This window comes from Anaerococcus prevotii DSM 20548, assembly GCF_000024105.1.
Lineage (GTDB): Bacteria > Bacillota > Clostridia > Tissierellales > Peptoniphilaceae > Anaerococcus > Anaerococcus prevotii.
Genome location: NC_013164.1, coordinates 31297 through 53373 on the forward strand (window position 1 = coordinate 31297; position 22077 = coordinate 53373).

Below are 22077 nucleotides of genomic sequence, written 5' to 3' on the forward strand. Positions count from 1 at the left end.
TTGTGAGCAATATTGAACATAATAACTTGTCAGAATTAATTAGTAAGCTAAGAAATGAAGGAATATATTTGTTTGAAGAAAATGGTAAGTTAAAGTATAAATCAAATATTCATCATTTGAATAAACAAGTATTGAATTTACTGTCTAAAAACAAAGAAAGAATATTGCAAATTCTAAATATGGAGAATAAAATTTCTAGTTTAGTAAAATCACAATATGAAAATAGTTTTCCGCTTACAGAGATTCAATTAGCATACATTATGGGAAAGGGAGATTTTTATAAATATGGTAACACATCTTGTCATGTTTATATAGAGGTGGTTTATCCAAAATTAGATAGGAAAAAAGTTGAAAAGATTTGGGGAGATTTGGTTTTTAGACATGAAATGTTAAGAGTAGTGTTTGATTCATTGAACTACACACAAAAAATAACTAAAAATGCACATTTTACCTTATTTGATAACTGCAATGAAAACGAATCATATGTTATTAAAAATTTATCTCATAAAATTTATAAGAATGAAAAATATCCATTGTTTGACATAGCTTTATTACAGATAGGTGATCAATCAAAGTTAATTTTATCATTTGATATGATGATAGCGGATTGGAGAAGCATTTGGATATTAATTGAAGAATTTGAAACTTTATATTTTACAACAAAATCTTTATCAAAAATAGAATATTCATTTAAAGATTACGTAAATTCAGAAATTATTAGAAAGCAATTGCCAAAATATTATACCGATAAAAACTATTGGATAGAAAAAATTGATGAATTATATTTAACTCCTGAAATTGAGAAACTTAGCTTGGAAACCGTCGAAAATAACGTAAGATTCACGAGGTATAAACATTCAATTGATAAAGAAAAATGGGAAAAAATTAAACTTAATGGACAAAAGTTTGGAATAACAGCTTCTTGTACTCTATTAACTATATATTCTTTAGTAATTTCACAGTATAGCACTAACAAGAAATTTGCAATAAATTGTACAGTTATGGATAGAGATAAATATGGCAAAACAACGGAAAACCTAGTAGGGGATTTTACTAATATTATGTTATTAGGTGTTGATTTTAGTAAAATAAATAGTTTTAAAGATTACTCAAAGTCGATACAAAATAACCTTGTCAGTGATTTAGAACATTCTTCTTTTTCAGGGATAGATGTATTGAGAGAAATAAGAAGGAATGGAAAGTACAGAAATAATATATATCCTTACGTTTTTACTAGTAGCATAGGTACTAACAGCAATAAAGGATTGACAATTGGTAAATATAACGGCAACTGTATTTCTCAAACACCTCAAGTATTTATAGATTGCCAAGTTACTGATTTTGATGGGAAATTATATATTAATTGGGATGTTAGAGATAATATATTTAAAAAGAATCTTCTTGAAGAAATGTTCAATTTATTTATCAACATAATAGAAGATCTTTTAGAAGAGGAAAACTGGGGTAAGTCTTATAATACTAAAAATTCTATCAATTTAAAGGACTCAGAAACAATAAATAAAGAAAATTATAATAACCTAGAGAACTTTGAAAAGAAGCTTGATATAGAAGCTGATATTCTATGTGAAGAATCTAGATTAATGAAGAAGATTTTAAAAGAAATTTGGTCTGATTTATTGGTAAAAAATATTGAAGAAACAGCAGACCTATTTATTAATGGTGCAGATTCTCTACTAATAGCTCAAGCATCTTCTAAATTTTTAAATGAGTTGATATCAAAAGATATAGACAATATATCTTTTGATATAGTTATGAAAGCCATGTTGAGTAACTCTTCAATAAATGAAATTGTAGAATATATAATTGAACGAGTGAATTTTAAGGAACAGACAGAAACGGAGGAAGTGCAATATAGTAAAAATAATATAGGGAAAGTTGAATTTTTAAGAAAAGGAAATTCAAGAGATTTGATTATTATTGTTCACTCAGGACTAGGAAGTGTAGATAGAATTAATCATTTTACTGATGAAATATTTAATTTGTCTAATCAAGATATATTAACAATAGAAATTGGAAATAAAGATAAATTTTTAACTTTAGATAATACTAATCTATATAAGTTATTAGGAGAAGAGTATTGTAAATTAATAAATAATTATAGATATGAAAGTATCCATCTTATTGGGCATTGCATAGGTGGAATGATATCTTGTGAATTAGCTCGAGAACTATTAAAAACAGGGTTCAACGTGGATAAACTATCAGTAATTGATTCAATTTTTTCAACAAATTTAAACTATAAAGAAATAATAGAGGAGTTGTTATTTCTAAAAATGTTAGGAATAAATTTTCATGACATTTCATGTGTTAATTTTAAAGAATCTGAATTAAAGATATATATTGATTTTAACACACATAATAGCGAGAATTTTTTAATTAATAAGAAAATAGAACGTGCTTTAAAATCGCTTCAAAAAATAAGTCAAGAAGAAAGATTTGAAAAATATTTTAATTTAGATATAAAAAAGAACACAGAATTCTTTAAAATGTTCGAAATATTTAAAAAGTTTTCGCTGACATCTGCAAACAATATATCACCAATATTAACTGATATTGATTTATATTTAGCTGAGGATGAAAATGAGATTATTCCCAAAAAAAGAGAAGATATTATTAGGTTTTGGAATGATATATGTGTAGGAGAATTTAATGTTATTAACATAAGAGGAAATCATATTTCTTGTATAGAAAATAAAGAAAACGCGGTAGATTTAGCAAAGATGGTTTGTGGAGTTAAAAATGCTTGAATTGAAAGTATTTAGAAATAGAATAGCAAACAAAATATTTGAATTAGTTTTAACATTATTAATTGTGAGCGCTTTGTCATTTGTTTTAATGAAATTATCTCCCGTCGATCCAGCTACTGCATATGCTAAAAGACATATCGGAAGTCCATCACCTGAGCAAATTGAAGAAGTAAGATTAAGATTTGGTTTTGATAAACCTCTATATGAACAATATTTTAACTGGATCAAAAATCTTTTTTCTCTAGACTTAGGACAGTCTTTAAGTAATGGCAAACCAGTCTGGGATAATATAATGTTGGCTTTGCCAAAAACTTTATCTGTTGTTTTCTTTTCCGCAATATTACAGGTAGTTTTAGTATTATCTTTGGGATGCATTACTTTCTTATGGAAGAGCAAGATAATCAATAAGCTTACAAATCTCTTATGCCTTATTGGTGTTTCAATTCCTAGCTTTTATATTGCTATTATCTTACTTGATATATTTGCAGTAAAGTGGGATTTGCTATCAGTAGCAGGTAATATTGGCATTACAAACTATCTACTTCCTGCAATAACTTTAGGGATATTTGGGGCTTCTTTTTATTATCCACTATTTAAAGATGCTTTAGACAAAGAGAATGGTGAATATTATATTATGTTTTTTAGAGCAAATGGTCTAAAGGAAATTACTTTGTTCGTGAAACATATATTGCCAAACTCGATAGTAAAGTTAATTCCAAATTTCTTCCAGAGTATTGGACTTATGATTGCAAATGTGGCAATAGTTGAGGGAGTTTTTTCTATTCCAGGATTTGGGTATTTGATTGTAAATTCTGTAATAAATCGTGATGCAACGATGATTCATGGGTTGGTTTTCTTTTTAGCATTATTTATTGCACTTGCTAATATAATATCAGATTTGATAAACGATCTTTTGATAAAGGAAAGGGGAGATTAATGAAAATAAACAAAAGGACATTATTTCCTTTCCTAGTGATTTTATTTATATTTCTTGGAAGTTTTTTTGCCCCTAATGATCCCCTAGAAGTTAATCTTCCCCTTAGATTTGGAAATCCAAGTTCTAAGTATCTTTTGGGAAATGATAGCATGGGCAGGTGCGTTTTATCGAGAATACTGTTCGGGGGGAAAACTACATTATTTATGGTTATGACGGCATCAATTATTGTTTTTACTTTAGGTTTGTTTTTAGGAACACTAACGTCAAAAGTTACCATGAAAAAGAATGTAATAGTAGATTCGATTATTAATGCTGTAACGGCTATACCACCAATTGCTTATTTAATCATATTTATAGCATCTTGGGGAAATGGAATAAAAACTACATTAATCGCTTTGGTTGTTTCATATATATTGAGATTTTTAAGACTTGTTAGAACTCAAATAAATATTGAATATGATAAAGCTTATTGCACTTGTATGATTTCACTTGGTGCTTCAAAGACTAGGTTGGTTCTAGTTCATATACTACCAAATATATTATTAGATTTAGTTCATTATATTTGTTTGTCCTGTGCGGATATGATTTTAGCAATTACTGGTTTTTCATTTATAGGAATTGGACTTGGAGAAAATGTTGTGGAGTGGGGTTCTATGATTTTAGAAGCGAGAGATTCAATATTTATTAAGCCAGAACTCATAATTTACCCTATTTTTGCAGTTTTTATTACTACAATGTCTTTTAATATTATTGCAAAAGAAGCGAATAGAAGGTGAAGATATGATTTTGGTTAATCAATTACAAGTTACAGATAAAAAAGGAAACAATCTTTTAAATAATATTTCTCTTAGAATTCCTATGGGAAAAATTATTGGTCTCACTGGACCCAGTGGTGCTGGGAAGACTACATTAGTAAACACAATACTTGGGATTTTATCAGAGGATTTAAAAGTAAGTTCTGGAACTATTACTATAGATGATTTCGATATATTGGAAAAAGATAATATCAATAGCAACAATAGAAACATCGCTTTTATTCCTCAACTTCCCATGATTTCTTTTGACAAAAGAAAAAAGATAAAAAGTCAAATGGTTGAAATATATATTGCTAATCTTAATATAAATAAATCAGAAGCATTAAGTATAGCAAAAGATAAGCTCAAAAGCGTCAATCTTGAATATGAAAGAGTTTTAGATTCATATCCCACTGAACTCTCTGGAGGCATGATTCAGCGTGTGATTTTAGCGATATCTATGGGACTAAATACTGATTATATAATTGCTGATGAACCAACATCAGCCTTAGATAATTATAACTCATCATTATTTTTTGAATTGATTAAAGCAAATTTCAAAGGGAAAGGGATTTTATTAATAACACACGATGCCGAAATTCTTAAAAAATATAGCGACTGCATCTATGTGATAGAAAATGGGTGTGTTATAGAAAAGGGGAGTAGTGAAGATATATTTGAAAGCCCTAAAGAAGAATGGACAAGAAAATTTGTTATCTGTAGTCAGAAAATATTAGATTCTGGAGGTGAATGGAAATGGACGAAATAGCTATGAGTAATGTTAGCCTTTCTTTTGAAACAGTAAAAGGGACATTTAAAGCTCTAGATCAAATTTCCTTTTCACTAAAAAGGGGAGATAACTTAAGTTTAATTGGTGAAAGTGGATCTGGTAAAAGCACCATTGCAAAAGCATTAATAGGATTAGAAAGAATAGATGAAGGATCTATACTCTATGATTCTGTAGATATCTCAAAATTAAAATTAAAAAAAATAAGGAAATATAGAAAAAATATCCAGTCTGTTTTCCAGGATACATCTGGTACTTTAAATCCTGGTATAAGCACTTTTAAAAATTTGGAAGAAGGGCTTATTAATTTAACAAACTTGTCGAAAAAGGAAAGAAAGGAAAAAGTGTTATTATTTTGCGAGGATTTACATTTAAAAAAGGAAATATTAGATGTGCCCGTTCACCAACTATCTGGAGGCGAGCAAAGAAGATTGTCGCTCATAAGAGCCCTTATGGTTAATCCTGATTTTTTAATACTAGATGAGGTTACGGCTGGGCTTGACTTACTGACGATTGAAAAAGTATTAAACTTACTTTTTTATTATCAATCTAAGCATAGTATTTCTTATATTTTTATCACTCATGATATAAATCAAGCAAAACAGATTTCAGATTATATCATAGAAATAAAGAAAGGAAAAATATTTAGAGAAGGAAAATTGCAAAGGAGATAGAAATGATCAAACTTAGAAAAAATATGATGGTTTTATTGGCACTTGTATTTAGTTTTTCAATTTTACTAGGAGGTTGCCAAAAGAATCAAGAAAAAGCACAAGAAAATTCAAATGTAGCAAGTGAGAACACAAAAGATGAAAGCAAGAAGGTTTTAACCTTATGTACTGCTAAAGAACTGACAAACCTTACGACTTTAACAATGAATAAGGAAAATAATATGGCTTGTGGTTTAATTTACGAAACCCTAGTAGCTTATGAAAACGGTGAAATTGTACCAAAACTTGCTGAAAGCTTTGAATATAAAGATGATGGCAAAACTTTAGTCTTTAAATTAAAGGACGGGGTAAAGTTTTCAGATGGTGAAGATTTTAATGCTGATGCAGTAAAAAAGATATTAGATTTTGATAAGTCTAACCCTAATTTTGCAGGCATAAGGGCTGTTGCAGAGATAAAATCAACAGAAGTTATTGATGATAATACGATTGCTGTTCACTATGAAAATCCGTCTAAATTTTATATAAATGGCTTTTGTTTCCAAAATGTATTGGGGATGCCATCTCCAAAGTCATTTACTGAGGGAAACTTTGAGAAATTTAACAAAAATATAGGAACAGGTCCTTATGTATATGAAGAATTTAAATCTGGAGAATATACAAAATTTGTTAGAAATGAAAATTATCATGGGGAAAAACCTTATTATGATGAAGTTATTGTCAAATATATTCCCGATGCTTCCTCAAGACTTCAAGCCTTAAATAAGGGGGAAATAGATTTAATTTATGGAGCAGATTTAATAAATTATGATGACTTCAAAAAAGGTTCTGAAATTAAGGATGTTACTGGAGAAGTCAACAAAAATAGGACTTTGACTAAGAATCTAATTTTAAATCCAAGTAAAAAAGAATTAGAAGATTTAAGAGTTCGCCAAGCAATTAATTATGCAATTAACAAAAAAGACATTGTCGACAGTTTAACATACTCATATGAAGATGTAGCTGAAACTTTATTCCCTAAAGATGTAGCTTATTGTGATGCAAATTATCCAACTAATTATAGTTATGCTCCTGAAAAGGCAAATAGCTTGCTAGATGAAGCGGGTTGGAAACTCAATAAAGATACAGGAATTAGAGAAAAGGACGGAAGTCCATTAAAGCTTCAATATGTTTACTGGTCAGATTTAGTACTTGCTAAGGAAACTGCACTTGCAATAAAGACACAATTAAAAGAAGTAGGTATAGATGTTGACCTAGTTGAAAAAGATCAAATGTCATGGTGGACAGATGGTATAAAGGGAGAATTCCATTTGACAACCTGGAATACAGAGGGTTCTTATACTGAACCTCATAAGTTCTTACAAGAATCAATCACCGAAATGGATCCACATTTGATGCCGTTAAAAGCACTTTCTGATTCAAACATATATATTGATGCAATAAAGAAAGCTTCCACTTCTACAAATGAAGGGGAGATTAAAGATAATATACAAAAAGCTATAGTATATTCAAACGAAAACGCTATGGATTTGCCTCTTTCTTATTCAAAAGAAATGATTTTGTATAGAAATGACAAAATTGGTGGATATGACTTTACAAGTACACCTCAATTTTTCAATATTTACAGTGTAAAAGCTAAGACAAGTAAATAAGTTATAATATTTATGTAAGTCTCTTTAGAAATATTTCATTTCTAAAGAGACTATATTATAAAGGAAACATTAGCAATGAATAATATCGATATTATATTTTTACATGGCTCAATGCATGGAGCGTGGTGTTGGAATAATTTTGTTAATTACTTAAATGTTAAAGGACATAGAACATTTGCAATAGATTTTAAATGGGAAAATAGCAAAGAGATAGAAATAAAAGATTATATTGATATTTTAGACAGTACAGTAAAAAAATGTAATAACAAAGTTGTTTTGGTAGCCCATTCTATGGGAAGTTTAGTTGCTTTAAATTACGCGAAATTTAATTCAAATAAAGTCTATAAAATTATATTGATTTCACCTTTACCTATAAAAAATGTTTTAACATCAATGATGTTTATAGGGATAAAAATGCTTACAAAGTCGAGAGAAAACCTATTTTTTTCAGAAAATAGGGTAGATAATAAAGAATATTATATTAATAAACTGAGGAAAGATCCAATTAAAGCACAAATACAAGTTTTAAAAGGGTTTAAAACAAACAAAAGCATTACAAACATACCCTCACTGGTTTTAACATCTTGGAATGATAATTGTGTACCAGTTAAATTTTCAATTAGGACAGGGAAAAAATTAAAAAGTAAAATTATAGTTTTAAATGATATTTGTCATGATATGATGCTTGACAACGATTGGGAAATTGTGGCGAAAGAAATTTATGATTTTTTAATGACAAATTAAGGAAGGGGTTTTATGGAATTAATAAAACATTATGTAAGAAAAAGAAAAGGCTCATATTTTATGTCAATCTTACTGGCAATAATTGGAGTAGTGGCTGGGCTTTTTTCCTATATTTTTATGGCGAAAATTATTGTGAATTTGATTAATGGCATAAGGGATATGAGCTTATACACTCCACTTTGCATAAGTATTTTAATAACATTTGTTATTAAAGAAGTGGCAGCTGGAATATCCACAAGAATTTCTCATACAGCAACCTTTAATTCATTAGGAGAAATTAGAAATGATATTTCCAAAAAATTATTTAAGATGCCATTGGGAGATGTATTATCAAGAACATCTGGAGAATTAAAAAATATTATAGTTGAGCAAGTTGATTCTATGGAAACTTCACTTGCCCACTTAGTGCCAGAATTTACGGCAAATTTAGTAGGACCTGTTCTATTATTTATTTATATGTTTACCTTAGATTGGCGATTGACCTTGCTATCACTAATTCCATTTGTGGTGGGAATGGCTACTATGATGTCTGTTATGAATGCTCATTATAAGGAAATGTTTGGAAAGTCAGTTGCCATTGGTCAACATATGAATAATTCGATTGTTGAGTATATAAATGGGATAGAAGTAATAAAGACCTTTAATCAAAGCGAATCATCTTATAAAAAATATGCTGATGCAGTTTATGATAATGCAAGTTTTTATTATAACTGGATGGGTGAATCTATGAATAAGGTTGCCATAGGTAGATTACTTTCTCCTATGGGAATTATTACAATCATACCCTTTGGGATTTTATTTTATATAAAGGGAAGTATTGATTTAGGAAATTTAATTACCTTAATCGTCTTATCCTTTGCTACAGTTTCCAGTATTTTAAAAATCATGAACTATATGGACGATATGTCAAGAATATCAACTATAACTTCTGAAATAGGAAAGATTTTAGATTCAAGACAGTTAGAAAATATTGACAAGGGAGAAAAAATGGAATCCTATAATATAGAACTTCAAGACGTAGACTTTTCTTACGATGGAAAAAATAAGGTTATAGATAATCTTTCTATGGAAATAAAAGAATCTAATGTTTCAGCCCTCGTTGGTCCTTCTGGGTCAGGTAAGTCCACAATAGCAAAACTTATTGCTGGATTTTGGAATGTAGATAAGGGATCTATTAAAATTGGCGGAGTAGAAACAAAAGATGTGTCGCTCGAAAACTTGTCTTCACTTATTTCTTTTGTATCCCAAGACAATTTCCTCTTTGATATGACTATAAAGGAAAATATTAGGCTTGGAAATAAGAATGCCTCTGACGAAGAAATTATAGATGTATGTAAAAAATCTGCCTGCCATGATTTTATTATGAATCTATCTAATGGTTATGATACAAGAGTTGGAGAAGGTGGAGGTCATCTATCTGGAGGAGAAAGACAAAGAATATCTATTGCTCGTGCCATGCTAAAAAATGCACCAATCGTAATTTTAGATGAAGCAACTTCTTATATAGATCCCGAAAATGAAGCTCTCATACAAAATGCCTTGGCAAATCTAGTTAAGGGTAAAACTTTAATCATAATCGCTCATAGGCTAAAGACAATTGTTGATGCAGATAGAATATTTGTTATTAAAGATGGCAAATTAAATTCTTATGGTACTCATGAAGAACTATTAAAGTCATCAGAACTTTATAAGGAAATGTATGCTGCAAATTTAAGGGGTGATGAAAATGCTTAATGTGTTTAAAAAGATATGGAATTTTTCAAAAGAAGAACAGGTATATATTAAGAAATCTATTCTCGCTGGATTTTTGCACGCAGTATTTAATGCCCTTGAATTTGGTGCAATTTACTATATGCTAGTAAATATATTTTCTAAAACTTTAGACTATAAGGCTATCTTTGTTTGTCTTGGAATATTAGTTATATCCCTTGTTGGAAAGATAATGACACAAAAATCATCACAAATGGCACAAACACACGCTGGATATTTTATGGCAGCTCATAAGAGGATAGAAATAGGAGAAAAAATAAAAAGAGTTCCTATGGGTTTCTTTTCAAGCTTTTCACTAGGAAGATTAACTACTATTGCTACATCTTCACTTTCCCAAGCAGAAATGTGGGTGCCTATGCTTTTGGTTCTTGTACTTGGTGGAGTTTTAAATACTCTAGTCTTTGTCCTTGGAACTTTAATTTTTAACGTAAAGGTAGGACTGGTTGCTGTAGCAGGTGTAATAGTATTCTTTATAGTTACATCAATGATGGAGAAAAAATCATCAGCTAATGCAGACAAGATGACAGAAACACAAACAAGACTTACAAAAGAAGTATTAGCAACTTTACAAGGTATGCAGGTTATAAAATCCTATAATCTTGGTGGAGAAAATAACAGGGCTTTAAGAAAGTCTATAAAAGATACATCAAATATACTTTTAGATTTAGAAATATCTGTAGCACCATACACAGTAATTCAAAGAATTGTAATGGGAATAACAACAGTGGCTATGGTCTATTTATCATTAAAATTAAATTTATCTGGTGAACTTCCACTTGCTGAAACAATTCTTATGATTATGGCATCCTTTATTATCTTTGAAGGCTTAATCGGAGCAGGATCAAACATGGCAATCCTAAGAGCATGCGAAAATGCCATAGATTCTGTAGGTTTTATCGACTCTATGCCTGATATGAGAAAAGGAAGTATTACAGAGCCTATAAAAAATCATGATATAGTCTTTAAAAATGTCAGCTTTTCTTATGATGATAGACCAATTTTAAAAAATGTATCAGCAGAGATAAAAGAAAATACTATGACTGCCATAGTTGGTCCATCTGGATCTGGTAAAACAACATTTTGTAATCTAATAGCGAGATTTTGGGATGTAAATTCTGGTGAAATTTTAATCGGAGGAAAGAATATTAAGGACTATAAGATAGAAAACTTAATGAATTCTATTTCCATGGTATTTCAAGATGTATATCTATTTGAGGATACAATTGAAAATAATATAAAATTTGGAAAACAAAATGCAAGTCATGAAGAAGTAGTTCAAGCTGCAAAGAAGGCAAGGTGCCATGAATTTATAGAAGCTTTACCAGAAGGATATGACACTATTATCGGAGAAGGTGGAGCAAGTCTATCGGGTGGAGAAAAACAAAGGATCTCCATAGCTAGAGCCATGCTAAAAGATGCGGACATCATAATCTTTGATGAAGCCACAGCAAGTATAGATCCAGAAAATGAAGATAAGCTTAAAGAAGCAATAGAATCATTAACAAAAAACAAAACAGTAATTATGATTGCCCACAGACTAAAGACAATTAGAAATGCTGACCAGATTTTAGTCTTAAAAGATGGAGAAATAGTAGAACGTGGAAATCACGAAGAACTGATTAAAAATAATGGACTTTATTCTGACCTTATAAATGCAAAAGCTAAGGCGGAATCATGGAAATTAAATAATTGATAGAAAGAAATATTAAAGTCTTTGAACAGGAAAATTTAGATTAGAGGATTTATGTCTAGTAGCATAAGTCCTCATTTTTTTATGCTTAAATTAATCATTGAAACTCAAAAATATTATAGAAAAATAAAAATTCTGGTTACCAAAGAGGGCAAATTTCACTTTATAAGGTGAGGGGTATTTTGTCATCTTTCTATAAAATCAAAATACTTTAAAGTGTGAATATTTTTGAAATTGATTATGTGAGATTAGTATATTTCAAATTCATTCCACTTACCAAGTTAAAAAAAACAACTTACATAGGAGGTAAAAATGCAAGCAATAAAGATTTATAGCATGAGAGTTGCTATGTTATGTAGGCTTTATGATCTTAAATTAATTAATGAGAAGGAATATACAAAAATTAAGAACAGGTTAGAAAATGATTATAAGAAGAGAGATAGAAAGTAGTTAATCTTGTGATATAATAACACTGTAGAAAGATACAAAATGGGAAGGAGGTAAAATGAATACTAAAGTAAAATTAATAAAAGCTTCAAATTTAGGAGCAAGAAATAGAAATGCACTACATTTAGATTTAAAACGTGTTGCAGCGTATTGTAGAGTAAGTACAGATAGTAAAGACCAACTTGAATCATATAAATCGCAAGTTGATTATTACACAAATCTAATAAAAAATAATAAGAACTGGACTTTGGCTGGTATATATGCAGATGAAGCAACAACAGGAACAACTGCAACTAAAAGAGCAGATTTCATGAGGCTAATAAGTGATTGCCAAAATGGAGATATAGACATGATAATTACTAAATCTATATCAAGATTTGCTAGAAATACATTAGATACCTTAAAGTATGTAAGGCTTCTAAAGGAAAATAATGTTGGTGTAGTATTTGAAGAAGAAAATATAGATACTTTGACAATGGATGGAGAGTTACTATTAACAATATTAAGTTCAGTAGCTCAACAAGAAGTAGAAAATACCTCAGCCCATGTGAAAAAAGGACTGAAAATGAAAATGGAAAAAGGGGAACTTATTGGTTTTCAAGGTTGCCTTGGATACGACTATGACCCTATAACAAAAAGTATCTCTATAAATGAAGAAGAAGCCAAAATTGTTAGATATATCTTTAAAAGATATTTAGAAGGCAATGGTGGTTCGGTCATTGGTAGGGAACTAGAAGAACAAGGATATCTCACCCCTAGAGGTAAAACAAAATGGTCTGATACTACAGTGTTAGGGGTAATTAAGAATGAAAAGTATATTGGCGATATACTAATGGGAAAAACTTTTACAGTTGATCCAATAACAAAAAGAAGACTAGCAAATTTTGGAGAATCTGATAAATACCATATTGAAAATCATCACGAGGCAATTATATCAAAAGAAGATTTTGAGAAGGCTCAGGAGATTAGACTCAGGAGAGCACAAAATAGAAACACCATTGCTAATAAGGATAGAAAAAGAGAGAAACTATCAAGGCAATATGCTTTTTCAAGTATGCTTGAATGTGGATTTTGTGGTGAAATACTTTCAAGAAGAACATGGCACACTAGTTCAATTTATAAAAAAATTAACTGGCAATGTGTAAAGTCAACTAAAAAAGGTAAAAAATATTGCCCTCATTCAAAAGGAATACAAGAAGCAGCAATAGAAAAAGCATTTGTTGAAAGCTATAGGCAATTATGCCATGCAGATTCAACAATAATAGATGACTTTTTAAAGATTGTTGAAGAAGAAATAAATGATGAGACTTTGGTCAAAGATTTGAAAAAGTTAGAAAATCAATTAAATAGAATCATTAGTCAAGAAAGAAAGTTAGTTGATCTTCATTTAGAAGATAGTATAGACGAAGAAGTTTATGCCAAAAAGTATAAAAAACTTACAAAACAAAAAGAAGAATTACTTGATGAAAAGAAAACACTGGAACTAACGATAAAAGATGAAGACTCTATTAAAGAAAGATTAAAGCAATTTAAAAAGGTCTTAGAAAATAGAGAAATTATAGAGGAATTTAACAGAACAGTATTTGAAAGCATAGTTGATAAAGTTGTGGTGGGTAGAATTGACAAAGACGGAACAGTTCATCCATATGACTTAACATTCTATTTCAAAACAGGAGTTAAAGATAGTCAAGATTCTAATAACTTTAAAGACAAAAGAAAAAATGCCAAAGACAATGACATTAATAAATTGTGTTCCTACAAGAATGACGAGGATAAAAAATTATGTTCCCAATCAAAAGACAACGCATGTGGAGACGGTAGCTCTGTTGTCCAAACTAAACACAGAACATCATTTAGATATAGAAATAGGGGAAGATGAATTATCTGAAATTGACTTTTCAAAAGACGCAACTTATGGAGAAATTAAAAAGTATGTGTTAGATAAATACGGACTAAAAGTTTCAAGCCTATATATCGCACAAGTAAAAAGGAAACATGGTCTAATAGAGAGAGAAAATTATAATTTTAGTAAGAAAGAAAATCAAAGAGTGCCAAATTGCCCAGAAGAAAAAGAAAAAGCAATCGAAGATGCTTTAGAGCATTTTGGAATGATTTAAATAATATCTAAGATTGAAAATTTTAAAATTAAGACTTAAAAACTTTAAGATTAAAAAGATATGTACTTCTTATATAACCTAAGAAGATTAATTGAAAATCAGGGGAACGATGATGGTAAAATAAAAAATTTTAACAACTAAAGAAGAATTAGGCATTATTGCCAAAGAGGTTTTTATGAAGTTAAAAATACTGAAAAAGACTTGTTAGAATTGAAAATTTTAGATCATTGTGCAGGGTTTCGTGTCATAATAGTGATAGAGGCAAATAGTTATGTAAATATAAAGAGTTCAAGACTTCTACCAAAGTTTAAAACTCAAAAAATAAATAGTTGGTGTGCTGCTTAGAGTAAACATTTTGATAATGTGGATGCGAAACAAAAAGAGATAATCAGACTTCGTAAAAAATTGAAACAGGTTGAAATGGAGAATGATATTTTAAAGCAAGCTGCACTACTGTTAGGCAAAAAATAGACCTCATTATCTCGAACCGAGATAAATATAACATTAGTGCAATGTGTAGACTACTTGGGGTCACAAGAAGTTTAGTCTATTATCATTTGAACAAAGAAAAAGATGTGAAATTAGATGAAGATGAAAAACTAATAGAAGAAATAAAAGAAATATTCAGAAGAAGTAGAAACAACTATGGAACACGCAAAATAAAAAAAGAACTAGGGAAAATTGGATATAAAATATCGAGAAGAAAAATAGGCCGAATAATGAAGAAAAATGGCCTAGTCTCAAACTATACAGTAGCACAATATAAAGTAATAAGATCCAAATGCAACGAAGAAGACATCCCTAACCTTTTAAATAGATAATTTGACAATAGAGACTATTTAGAAGCAATAGTAAGCAACCTAACATATGTAAGAGTAGGAAAAACATGGAATTATATATGTTTAATAATAGACTTAAACAGCCGTGAAATAATAGGATACTCATCAGGTAAAAACAAAGATGCAAATCTAGTAGCAGAAGCATTTTACTCAATAAGGCATCCACTAAATCGTATAAAAATATTTCACACAGATAGAGGAAGAGAATTTAAAAATATAAAAATAGAAGAAATATTAAATGTATTTGGGATAAAAAGATCGCTAAGTAAAAAAGGAAGCCCATATGATAACGCAGTAAGCGAAGCAGTCAATAAAGTAATGATGACAGAATTCATATATCAGGAGAACTTTACTAATTTCCAAGAACTTAATCTAAAATTAGCAGAATACGTATATTGGTATAATAACCTAAGAATTCATGGATCTTTAGGATATAAAACACCAGTAGAATATAGAAAAGCAGAATAAAAAGCTCTGGAAGTTTCATAAATTAAATAAAATATATGAACAGACTGTCAAGGGCAAATTTCAACTAAATTTGGGCGAAGCCTTTACCCTTGATTGTCTGAGAATATATTTTATAATCTAAAGAAACTTTCAAGCTTGATAATGTTCGGTTATAAATTGTCTAAAAAAGGGTTGCCATTCCATGTATTTGGGTTCATTAGAAGAATGCCGAGCAATGGGTAACATGACGCTGATGTGTTTATACACAAAAAAGCTACACGTGCGTTGGCTGACAACAGGAAGCTAAGTAAATTAACACCAGCTAAAATGTTTGACGCTATTAATAAATGACAAGTATATGAAATTGGTTTTACCTAGTTTAAAAAAGAAATTATAATGAAAATATGGAGGCTAAGAATATGAAGATTAATAATGAATGTTGTTGTGGATGCAAAACAGAAAAGCCGGATCAAATTAAAGACAATTGTCCTGTATGTAATAATGAAGGGATTTCCGTTAGTAAAGTAACTGTTGAACATCTAGTGGTAGATGATTATCGTAATGCTGTTAATGGAGATCAATATAAGATTTGCATGAACGAGGACTGCGACGTTGTTTACTATAACTTAGATAATGAAATAAAATTCTTGAAAGACCAAGTTAGAGTTCCTATCTGGTTTAAGAAAGATGCAGATCCTAAGTATGCTTGTTATTGTAGCGAAGTCACAGAAAATCAGGTAATTGAAGCAGTTGTAAAGCATGGCGCGAAATCCGTAAAAGAAGTAAATGCCATCACTGGGGCAATGAAAAATTCTAATTGTAAAGAAAACAATCCGTTGGGAGTTTGTTGTCATAAGATTATTCAGGAAGCTATCGATAAAGGCTTGAAAATGAAATAATTACAGTCGATATGTTCCTACAAACGAGAGCCAATCTTTGATATGTTTCCATCTACGAGCGTGGATATGTTCCCCATAACCATAGGGGTTGAGACGGTAGCACTTTTGTCCAAACTTGATGTCGATAAGCATATAAATATTGAAATTGAGCTAGATGAGCTTGATTTGACAAGTGCTGAAAGTAAGGCAACATATGCTCAAATCAAAGAATATGTTTGGAATAAATTTGAATTAAAAGTTTCGACATTATATATTGCACAGATAAAAAAGAAATGTGGAATAGAATTACGAGAACATTACAACAAGTCTAAAAAGGAGAAACAAATTATTCCACAGTGTACTCCTGAAAAAGAAGAAGCCATCATGGATGCCTTGAGACACTTCAAAATGATTTGATAGAAAAGAATAGCAGCATACGACTTTCTGCATTTATTACATTCCTACTTGGTATAGGAACAGCTATTATTCCTTTCTTGCAAGGTATCAATTAGAAAATAGACTCAATATAAAGATTGATAGGATCATTTTTATATTAAAAGGAGTGTTGAAATGCTTGATAAAAGCAATAAAAAATTTTGGGATAAATTTGCTAAGCTATATGCTCCTTGCATGAAAAAAACAAAGGAGTATATGATAGAGTTTGCGAATACATTCGTCCTCATTTGAATAAAGACATGGAGGTGCTTGAATTTGCTTGTGGGTTTCGTGTTATAATTATGACAAGGGCAGATAGTAACGATGAATACAGGATTTTAGCGTCTCTACAAAAAAATAAAATTGAAAAAGTAGGTTAATAAAATGGAAAAATACGTAAAGTTTAATCAGAATAGATGGAACAATGTTTCAAGGAAAAAAGGAAATCCCTATACGGTTCCATTGACAAGTGAAGAGTATAAAGAAGCAATAGAAAATGAATTAAGTGTAGGGTTAACTGTTGGTAAGACAGTTCCTACTGAGTGGTTTGAAAAAGCTAAAGGAAAAAAATTGCTAGGATTGGCTTGTGGAGGCGGGCAACAAGGACCAATTTTTGCAGGAAAAGGCTATGAAACTACAATAATGGATTTTTCTGAAGAACAATTGACGAAAGATAGATTAGTAGCTGAACGAGAAAATATTCAAATTGATACTGTTCATGCAGATATGACTAAACTTTTTCCTTTTGAGGATGAAAGTTTTGATATCATTTTTTGTCCTGTATCGAATGCTTACATTTCTGACTTAGAAAACATGTGGAAAGAGTCATATAGAGTTCTAAAAAAGGGCGGACTATTGATGGTTGGTTATATGAACCCATGGATCTATATGTATGACGGTGATGATGTTTGGGATTCCCCAGATAAAGAACTATTGCTGAAATATTCCTTACCTTATGATTCAAGTGAACTAGAAAAACAAGGAAATATTGAAATCAATCCAGAATACGGTTATGAGTTTAGTCATACACTAGAATCACAAATCGGAGGTCAGTTAAAGGTTGGCTTTGCTATGATCGATTTTTATGAATCAAAGGATAATAGAAACAGATTATCAAAATATGGAAGTGATTATTTAGCAAATTTGTGCATAAAACTATAAACATAAAATAAATATCCACGGTAATCCTCCTGAACTAGAATTTATATGACCATGAAAGTATTGGATTTGCTTATGATGTACCAGGTGGAGTAAGATCTTTCTTATCTTATAAATTCGATATTACAAAGCATAAGAATTACAAGTTATTGGAAGATTATGATGAGAGAAATGTTTTTGATATTGAAAAGTATGTTACACGAAAGGGTAAAGCTAAGATAAATGGTAATACAGTGATAACCAGATTGTAATATTTACTGTAAGAGTCTACACATGCGAGGGACTATATTATATAATAGAACTAGAGAAATTAGAATTTGTGTAGGAGAAAATGATGGATAAATTAAGAAAAGAAATTGCAATTCAGCAGAAAAAAGGATTACCATTTATCATGGCATCGGTGATTATATGGCTTCTGATAGTACTTGTGTCAATTTTAGATATCAATATGAATATGAAAAATTTATTGGTGTTTTGCTGTTCATGCCCATTATTACCGCTGTCTTGGCTAATTGGTAAACTTATAAAGGTGGATATCTTTTCAAAACAAAATCCACTTGGACAATTAGGCTTCATTTTCACCTTAAATCAAATGGTTTATTTATTAATCGTTATGTGGGTGTTTAGTGCGGTTCCGGAAAAGATGATTATGGTATACGCTATGGTGTTTGGAGCACATTTATTTCCATATTCATGGTTGTATCAATCAAAGGGATATACAGTTGCTGCAATTTCCATTCCGATGATTTCTTTGATTTTAGGATGTGCATTAAACGGCACAACGGTTGCTGTTGCGGCATGTATTATTGAGATAGTATTTGCTTGTGTATTACATATGGAATTAAAGAAAATGGGAGATAACTAAAACAAATCCCAGTTTGTCGAGCCAAATAATTAAATAGAAACGCAAGAGATGATAGATAATTAAACTCTATCGTCTTTTTTTATACTCAAAATTAGGAGATTAAAATGGTAAGGATAAGAAGTCTAACTTAAAACAATTTAATATATAAGACAGTTAGCGATTGAAATATAAGTTCAGTCCCTTTTTTAATTGAAATTTATAAATTAAGGAGAAGAAATTAATGGATAGAGAAATGATAAATATTAATGAAATTAAGTTAAGGAAGCTAAATTTTCAGAATTTGAAAAGGATGGAGAAAGTGTTCAAGTAGCAAATTTTGCTCTTGTTAAAAAATATGGAACAAATGGAGAAAGAATAATAAATAGAAAATCATTATAGAAACATAAATGATATTTCAAAAGACATAAAATTTTAATAGTGAAACTTTGAAAGGGATAGCAGAAATGTTATCTCTTTTTTAATACAAGAAAGGAAATTAATATGAAAAAATTAGAACAAATAAGACAAGAGTCAAAAGAAATAAAAGATAAAATTGATAATACACAAGAAAGATTAAGGCAACTAAAAAATCAAGAAAAGAAGATATTAAAACAAGACATAGTGAAAATAAGAAAAGAAAGAACTCATAGGCTCATAACAAGAGGAGCAATCTTAGAAAGCCTTATAGAAAATGCAGAAGAACTAACAGATGAAGAAATAAAAATCCTACTAGAAGAAGCAACAAAGACAAAAGAATTTAAAGAAACACTAAAAATAATCAGAGAAAATTAAGTAAAATAAAATAATCAAATCTCCCTTAGATTTTCTAAGGGCGCAATTATACACCCTAAAGGGTGCTTGCGTGCCTTTAGAGCCAAACCCTTGCAGGGAGCAAAACCATTCGCTTTTTAAAAGTCAAGGGTAAATAAACTCGCTAAGGCTCGCCCTTGACTTTTAAAATTTGAAATGAACAAAACAATTAAGCCGACATACTGAAACAACAAAAATTAATTCAGTAGTCGGCTTTTTTAATTCTATCATTTCAAAACGCTCGTTCACAAAGTGGATATAAAAATCTATTAAGCCTCCACCTAAAACAACAAAAAAAGAAAGGAAGTGATAAAAAATGGCAGACAGTTTTCATTTTTCAGTAAACATAATATCAAGAGGAAAAGGAAAAAGTGCAGTAGCAAGTGCAGCATATATAAGTGGAGAAAAAATAAAAAATGAATGGGACGGAGTAACCCATGACTACACCAAAAAACAAGGAGTAATTAGCAAAGAAATATTTTTACCAGATCACGCACCAGAAGAATATAAAGACCGAAAAACCTTGTGGAACTCGGTAGAACTATTTGAGAAAAACTCTAATGCCCAACTTGCAAGAAACTTCATCATATCCCTACCAAAAGAGTTAAGCATAGAAGAAAATAAAAAGATGATAGAAGAATATGTTCAAAACAATTTTGTAAAAGAGGGAATGATAGTAGACCTAGCAATTCATGATGAAAGTAGAGAGGGAAATCAAAACATTCATGCTCATATAATGACCATAGTAAGACCAATAAATGAAGATGGAACATGGGGGCAAAAAAGTAAAAAAGAATATATTCTAGATGAAAAAGGAGAAAAAGTATTAAACAAAAATGGAAAACCAAAGACAAGAAAAGTAGAACTAACAACCTGGAATGATAAGGGCAATGTAGAAAAATGGAGAGAAAATTTTTCAGACCTTTGCAATGAATATCTAGCAAAAAATAATATAGAAAAAAGAGTAGACCATAGGAGTTTTAAAAGACAAGGCATAAAACAAATACCAACAATACATCTAGGAGCAAGTGCTAGTGCAATGGAAAGAAAAGGAATAAGAACAGAAAAAGGAGATATAAATCGTGAAATAAAAAAACAGAATGAACTATTAAAAAATATAGGCAATGAAATAAAGAAAATAACATCCTGGCTAGCAGGCTTCAAATATAAGCTAAAAGAATCATATAGGGAATATAAAGACCAAAGTAAAAAGCAAATAGAAAATGAATCAGGACTCTTTAACCTCTATGAATATTTAAGCTTCTATCAAGAAATGCAAGAAAATAATAGAGCTGAATTATCATTTTATGGGAAAAGAAACAAAGCAATCTATGATCTAAAAAGATATGCAAGTGGAATAAATTATCTAAGAGAAAATAAAATAAAAACCATATCAGACTTACAAGGGCATATAAGCGCCCTAAGAAGTAAAAACTCTGAAATATATAAGACCATAAAAGAAAATAGTCAAAAGATAGAAGACCTTAACAAATGTTTAGCCTATGCAAAGACTGTAAGAAAAACAAAAGCAACCTACCAAGAATATGAAAGCAAGAAAATATTCAAAGAAAGCTTCTACAAGAATAATCAAAAGGAAATAGACCAATATATAAGGGCAAGAACCTTAATTGAAAAAATTAGTGGAAAGAAAAATTTAAGAGAAAAAGAATGGTTAGGAGAAATTAAAAACTTAGAAGATGAAATCAGTAAATTAAATACAGAGTCAGAAAAAATAAGGGAAAGATACAAGGAAATAAATCATATTAAATATGCAGTAGAAGTAGTCAATGAAGAATATGGTATCGACTTATCAATAGAAATTGACAAGGCAATCAAGAGAGGAGAAAAAGAAAGTATCATAAAAAAGATAAAAGAGTATAAGCAAGATAGTGATAACTTTAATAAAAAAAGACAAATGACCAAAGACTATTACAAAAATCAAGAAAGATAAGACCTGGTAAAAATATCTTATCCAAGCTATAATATGACCAAACAACTAAAGGCAGATCTAGGAGGTAATAGAGATGAATAAAAGGCAAGAGCTAATAGATGAACTCATAAAAGCAAATGAAGATGGAACATACAAAACATATAAAAGCACAGAAGAAATAAAAGCGATGAACAATGAAGAAGTGCAGATTATATATTCCAACATGAAAAATTATCTATCAGACAAAAGAACACACACAAACTACTAAAGGTGGAAAGGTATTGTAAGCTATTTAAAAGTATAAAAGGTACAAATACCTAAGAAATATATAAAAACATCAAAATAAAGCATTCCACCACCAA

At 29.9% G+C, this 22077-nt stretch carries 17 protein-coding genes and 6 pseudogenes; all 23 read left to right on the forward strand.

The window, feature by feature from the left end; all coding sequences use genetic code 11:
• Positions 1-2 precede the first annotated feature (2 nt).
• The 23 genes and pseudogenes from APRE_RS08990 (at position 3) to APRE_RS09785 (ending at position 21983) form a co-directional block, all read left to right on the forward strand.
• A complete protein-coding gene (locus APRE_RS08990; RefSeq protein ID WP_012797118.1) occupies positions 3-2768 on the forward strand; it encodes a condensation domain-containing protein in 2766 nt (921 codons plus the stop codon).
• The gene (locus APRE_RS08995; RefSeq protein ID WP_012797119.1) at positions 2761-3705 is read left to right on the forward strand and encodes an ABC transporter permease; all 945 of its coding nucleotides are present in this window, start codon (positions 2761-2763) and stop codon (positions 3703-3705) included. Before APRE_RS08990 ends, APRE_RS08995 begins: the two co-directional genes overlap by 8 nt.
• Positions 3705-4481 carry an ABC transporter permease gene (locus APRE_RS09000; protein ID WP_012797120.1) on the forward strand — a complete coding sequence of 259 codons (777 nt, stop codon included), beginning with the start codon at positions 3705-3707 and terminating at the stop codon, positions 4479-4481. Before APRE_RS08995 ends, APRE_RS09000 begins: the two co-directional genes overlap by 1 nt.
• Positions 4482-4485: 4 nt before the next feature.
• Positions 4486-5268: an ATP-binding cassette domain-containing protein gene (locus APRE_RS09005; RefSeq protein ID WP_012797121.1), complete on the forward strand. Its 783-nt coding sequence runs from the start codon at positions 4486-4488 to the stop codon at positions 5266-5268.
• On the forward strand, positions 5250-5960 hold the full coding sequence (locus tag APRE_RS09010; RefSeq protein WP_041449686.1) for an ATP-binding cassette domain-containing protein: 711 nt from the start codon (positions 5250-5252) through the stop codon (positions 5958-5960). Before APRE_RS09005 ends, APRE_RS09010 begins: the two co-directional genes overlap by 19 nt.
• A 2-nt stretch (positions 5961-5962) precedes the next feature.
• Complete coding sequence (locus APRE_RS09015; RefSeq protein WP_012797122.1) at positions 5963-7606, forward strand: ABC transporter substrate-binding protein; 1644 nt, start codon at positions 5963-5965, stop codon at positions 7604-7606.
• A gap of 75 nt (positions 7607-7681) precedes the next feature.
• Positions 7682-8350 carry an alpha/beta hydrolase gene (locus tag APRE_RS09020; RefSeq protein WP_004167018.1) on the forward strand — a complete coding sequence of 223 codons (669 nt, stop codon included), beginning with the start codon at positions 7682-7684 and terminating at the stop codon, positions 8348-8350.
• 12 nt (positions 8351-8362) lie between these two features.
• A complete protein-coding gene (locus APRE_RS09025) occupies positions 8363-10084 on the forward strand; it encodes an ABC transporter ATP-binding protein (protein ID WP_012797123.1) in 1722 nt (573 codons plus the stop codon).
• Positions 10077-11813 carry an ABC transporter ATP-binding protein gene (locus APRE_RS09030; RefSeq protein ID WP_012797124.1) on the forward strand — a complete coding sequence of 579 codons (1737 nt, stop codon included), beginning with the start codon at positions 10077-10079 and terminating at the stop codon, positions 11811-11813. The genes APRE_RS09025 and APRE_RS09030 overlap by 8 nt, the downstream gene beginning before the upstream one ends.
• A 309-nt stretch (positions 11814-12122) precedes the next feature.
• Complete coding sequence (locus APRE_RS09780) at positions 12123-12260, forward strand: hypothetical protein (RefSeq protein WP_012797125.1); 138 nt, start codon at positions 12123-12125, stop codon at positions 12258-12260.
• Between the two features lie 55 nt (positions 12261-12315).
• Entirely contained in the window at positions 12316-14136 is a 1821-nt protein-coding gene (locus APRE_RS09035) for a recombinase family protein (protein ID WP_012797126.1), read from the forward strand.
• Positions 14057-14374, forward strand: a pseudogene (locus tag APRE_RS09040) (RNA methyltransferase); the annotation flags it as partial. The gene APRE_RS09035 and the pseudogene APRE_RS09040, both read left to right, overlap by 80 nt.
• 234 nt (positions 14375-14608) lie before the next feature.
• Positions 14609-14719: pseudogene (locus APRE_RS10070) on the forward strand (type I restriction-modification system subunit M N-terminal domain-containing protein); the annotation flags it as partial.
• Positions 14720-14731: 12 nt separating this feature from the next.
• Positions 14732-15681, forward strand: a pseudogene (locus tag APRE_RS09975) (IS3 family transposase); the annotation flags it as partial.
• Positions 15682-16079: 398 nt separating this feature from the next.
• A complete protein-coding gene (locus APRE_RS09055; protein WP_000700631.1) occupies positions 16080-16559 on the forward strand; it encodes a Csac_0668 family 2Fe-2S cluster-binding (seleno)protein in 480 nt (159 codons plus the stop codon).
• A gap of 60 nt (positions 16560-16619) precedes the next feature.
• Positions 16620-16955 (forward strand): annotated as a pseudogene (locus tag APRE_RS09060) (23S rRNA (uracil(1939)-C(5))-methyltransferase RlmD); the annotation flags it as partial.
• Between the two features lie 153 nt (positions 16956-17108).
• Positions 17109-17260: pseudogene (locus APRE_RS09980) on the forward strand (class I SAM-dependent methyltransferase); the annotation flags it as partial.
• A gap of 97 nt (positions 17261-17357) precedes the next feature.
• Positions 17358-18134 (forward strand): class I SAM-dependent methyltransferase, encoded by a 777-nt coding sequence (locus tag APRE_RS09070; RefSeq protein WP_012797129.1) that lies wholly within the window; start codon positions 17358-17360, stop codon positions 18132-18134.
• A 328-nt stretch (positions 18135-18462) separates the two neighbouring features.
• Complete coding sequence (locus APRE_RS09075; RefSeq protein WP_016648548.1) at positions 18463-18996, forward strand: DUF7010 family protein; 534 nt, start codon at positions 18463-18465, stop codon at positions 18994-18996.
• 220 nt (positions 18997-19216) lie between these two features.
• Positions 19217-19347 (forward strand): annotated as a pseudogene (locus tag APRE_RS09670) (single-stranded DNA-binding protein); the annotation flags it as partial.
• Between the two features lie 129 nt (positions 19348-19476).
• Positions 19477-19767, forward strand: a complete 291-nt coding sequence (locus APRE_RS09080; protein WP_012797131.1) for a DUF3847 domain-containing protein — start codon at positions 19477-19479, stop codon at positions 19765-19767.
• A gap of 334 nt (positions 19768-20101) precedes the next feature.
• Positions 20102-21736 carry a MobQ family relaxase gene (gene mobQ, locus APRE_RS09085; protein WP_012797132.1) on the forward strand — a complete coding sequence of 545 codons (1635 nt, stop codon included), beginning with the start codon at positions 20102-20104 and terminating at the stop codon, positions 21734-21736.
• Positions 21737-21809: 73 nt separating this feature from the next.
• Complete coding sequence (locus APRE_RS09785) at positions 21810-21983, forward strand: hypothetical protein (protein WP_008902123.1); 174 nt, start codon at positions 21810-21812, stop codon at positions 21981-21983.
• Positions 21984-22077 lie beyond the last annotated feature (94 nt).

What these genes read in the sequence shown, in the direction of transcription:
- APRE_RS09070 (WP_012797129.1), top strand. Translation starts at nt 17,358, where the DNA reads ATGGAAAAATACGTAAAGTTTAATCAGAATAGATGGAACAATGTTTCA.
- APRE_RS09055 (WP_000700631.1), top strand. Translation starts at nt 16,080, where the DNA reads ATGAAGATTAATAATGAATGTTGTTGTGGATGCAAAACAGAAAAGCCG.
- APRE_RS09080 (WP_012797131.1), top strand. Translation starts at nt 19,477, where the DNA reads ATGAAAAAATTAGAACAAATAAGACAAGAGTCAAAAGAAATAAAAGAT.
- APRE_RS09030 (WP_012797124.1), top strand. Translation starts at nt 10,077, where the DNA reads ATGCTTAATGTGTTTAAAAAGATATGGAATTTTTCAAAAGAAGAACAG.
- APRE_RS09785 (WP_008902123.1), top strand. Translation starts at nt 21,810, where the DNA reads ATGAATAAAAGGCAAGAGCTAATAGATGAACTCATAAAAGCAAATGAA.
- APRE_RS09015 (WP_012797122.1), top strand. Translation starts at nt 5,963, where the DNA reads ATGATCAAACTTAGAAAAAATATGATGGTTTTATTGGCACTTGTATTT.
- APRE_RS09000 (WP_012797120.1), top strand. Translation starts at nt 3,705, where the DNA reads ATGAAAATAAACAAAAGGACATTATTTCCTTTCCTAGTGATTTTATTT.
- APRE_RS09035 (WP_012797126.1), top strand. Translation starts at nt 12,316, where the DNA reads ATGAATACTAAAGTAAAATTAATAAAAGCTTCAAATTTAGGAGCAAGA.
- APRE_RS09005 (WP_012797121.1), top strand. Translation starts at nt 4,486, where the DNA reads ATGATTTTGGTTAATCAATTACAAGTTACAGATAAAAAAGGAAACAAT.
- APRE_RS09780 (WP_012797125.1), top strand. Translation starts at nt 12,123, where the DNA reads ATGCAAGCAATAAAGATTTATAGCATGAGAGTTGCTATGTTATGTAGG.
- APRE_RS09025 (WP_012797123.1), top strand. Translation starts at nt 8,363, where the DNA reads ATGGAATTAATAAAACATTATGTAAGAAAAAGAAAAGGCTCATATTTT.
- APRE_RS08995 (WP_012797119.1), top strand. Translation starts at nt 2,761, where the DNA reads ATGCTTGAATTGAAAGTATTTAGAAATAGAATAGCAAACAAAATATTT.
- APRE_RS09020 (WP_004167018.1), top strand. Translation starts at nt 7,682, where the DNA reads ATGAATAATATCGATATTATATTTTTACATGGCTCAATGCATGGAGCG.
- mobQ (WP_012797132.1), top strand. Translation starts at nt 20,102, where the DNA reads ATGGCAGACAGTTTTCATTTTTCAGTAAACATAATATCAAGAGGAAAA.
- APRE_RS09075 (WP_016648548.1), top strand. Translation starts at nt 18,463, where the DNA reads ATGATGGATAAATTAAGAAAAGAAATTGCAATTCAGCAGAAAAAAGGA.
- APRE_RS09010 (WP_041449686.1), top strand. Translation starts at nt 5,250, where the DNA reads ATGGAAATGGACGAAATAGCTATGAGTAATGTTAGCCTTTCTTTTGAA.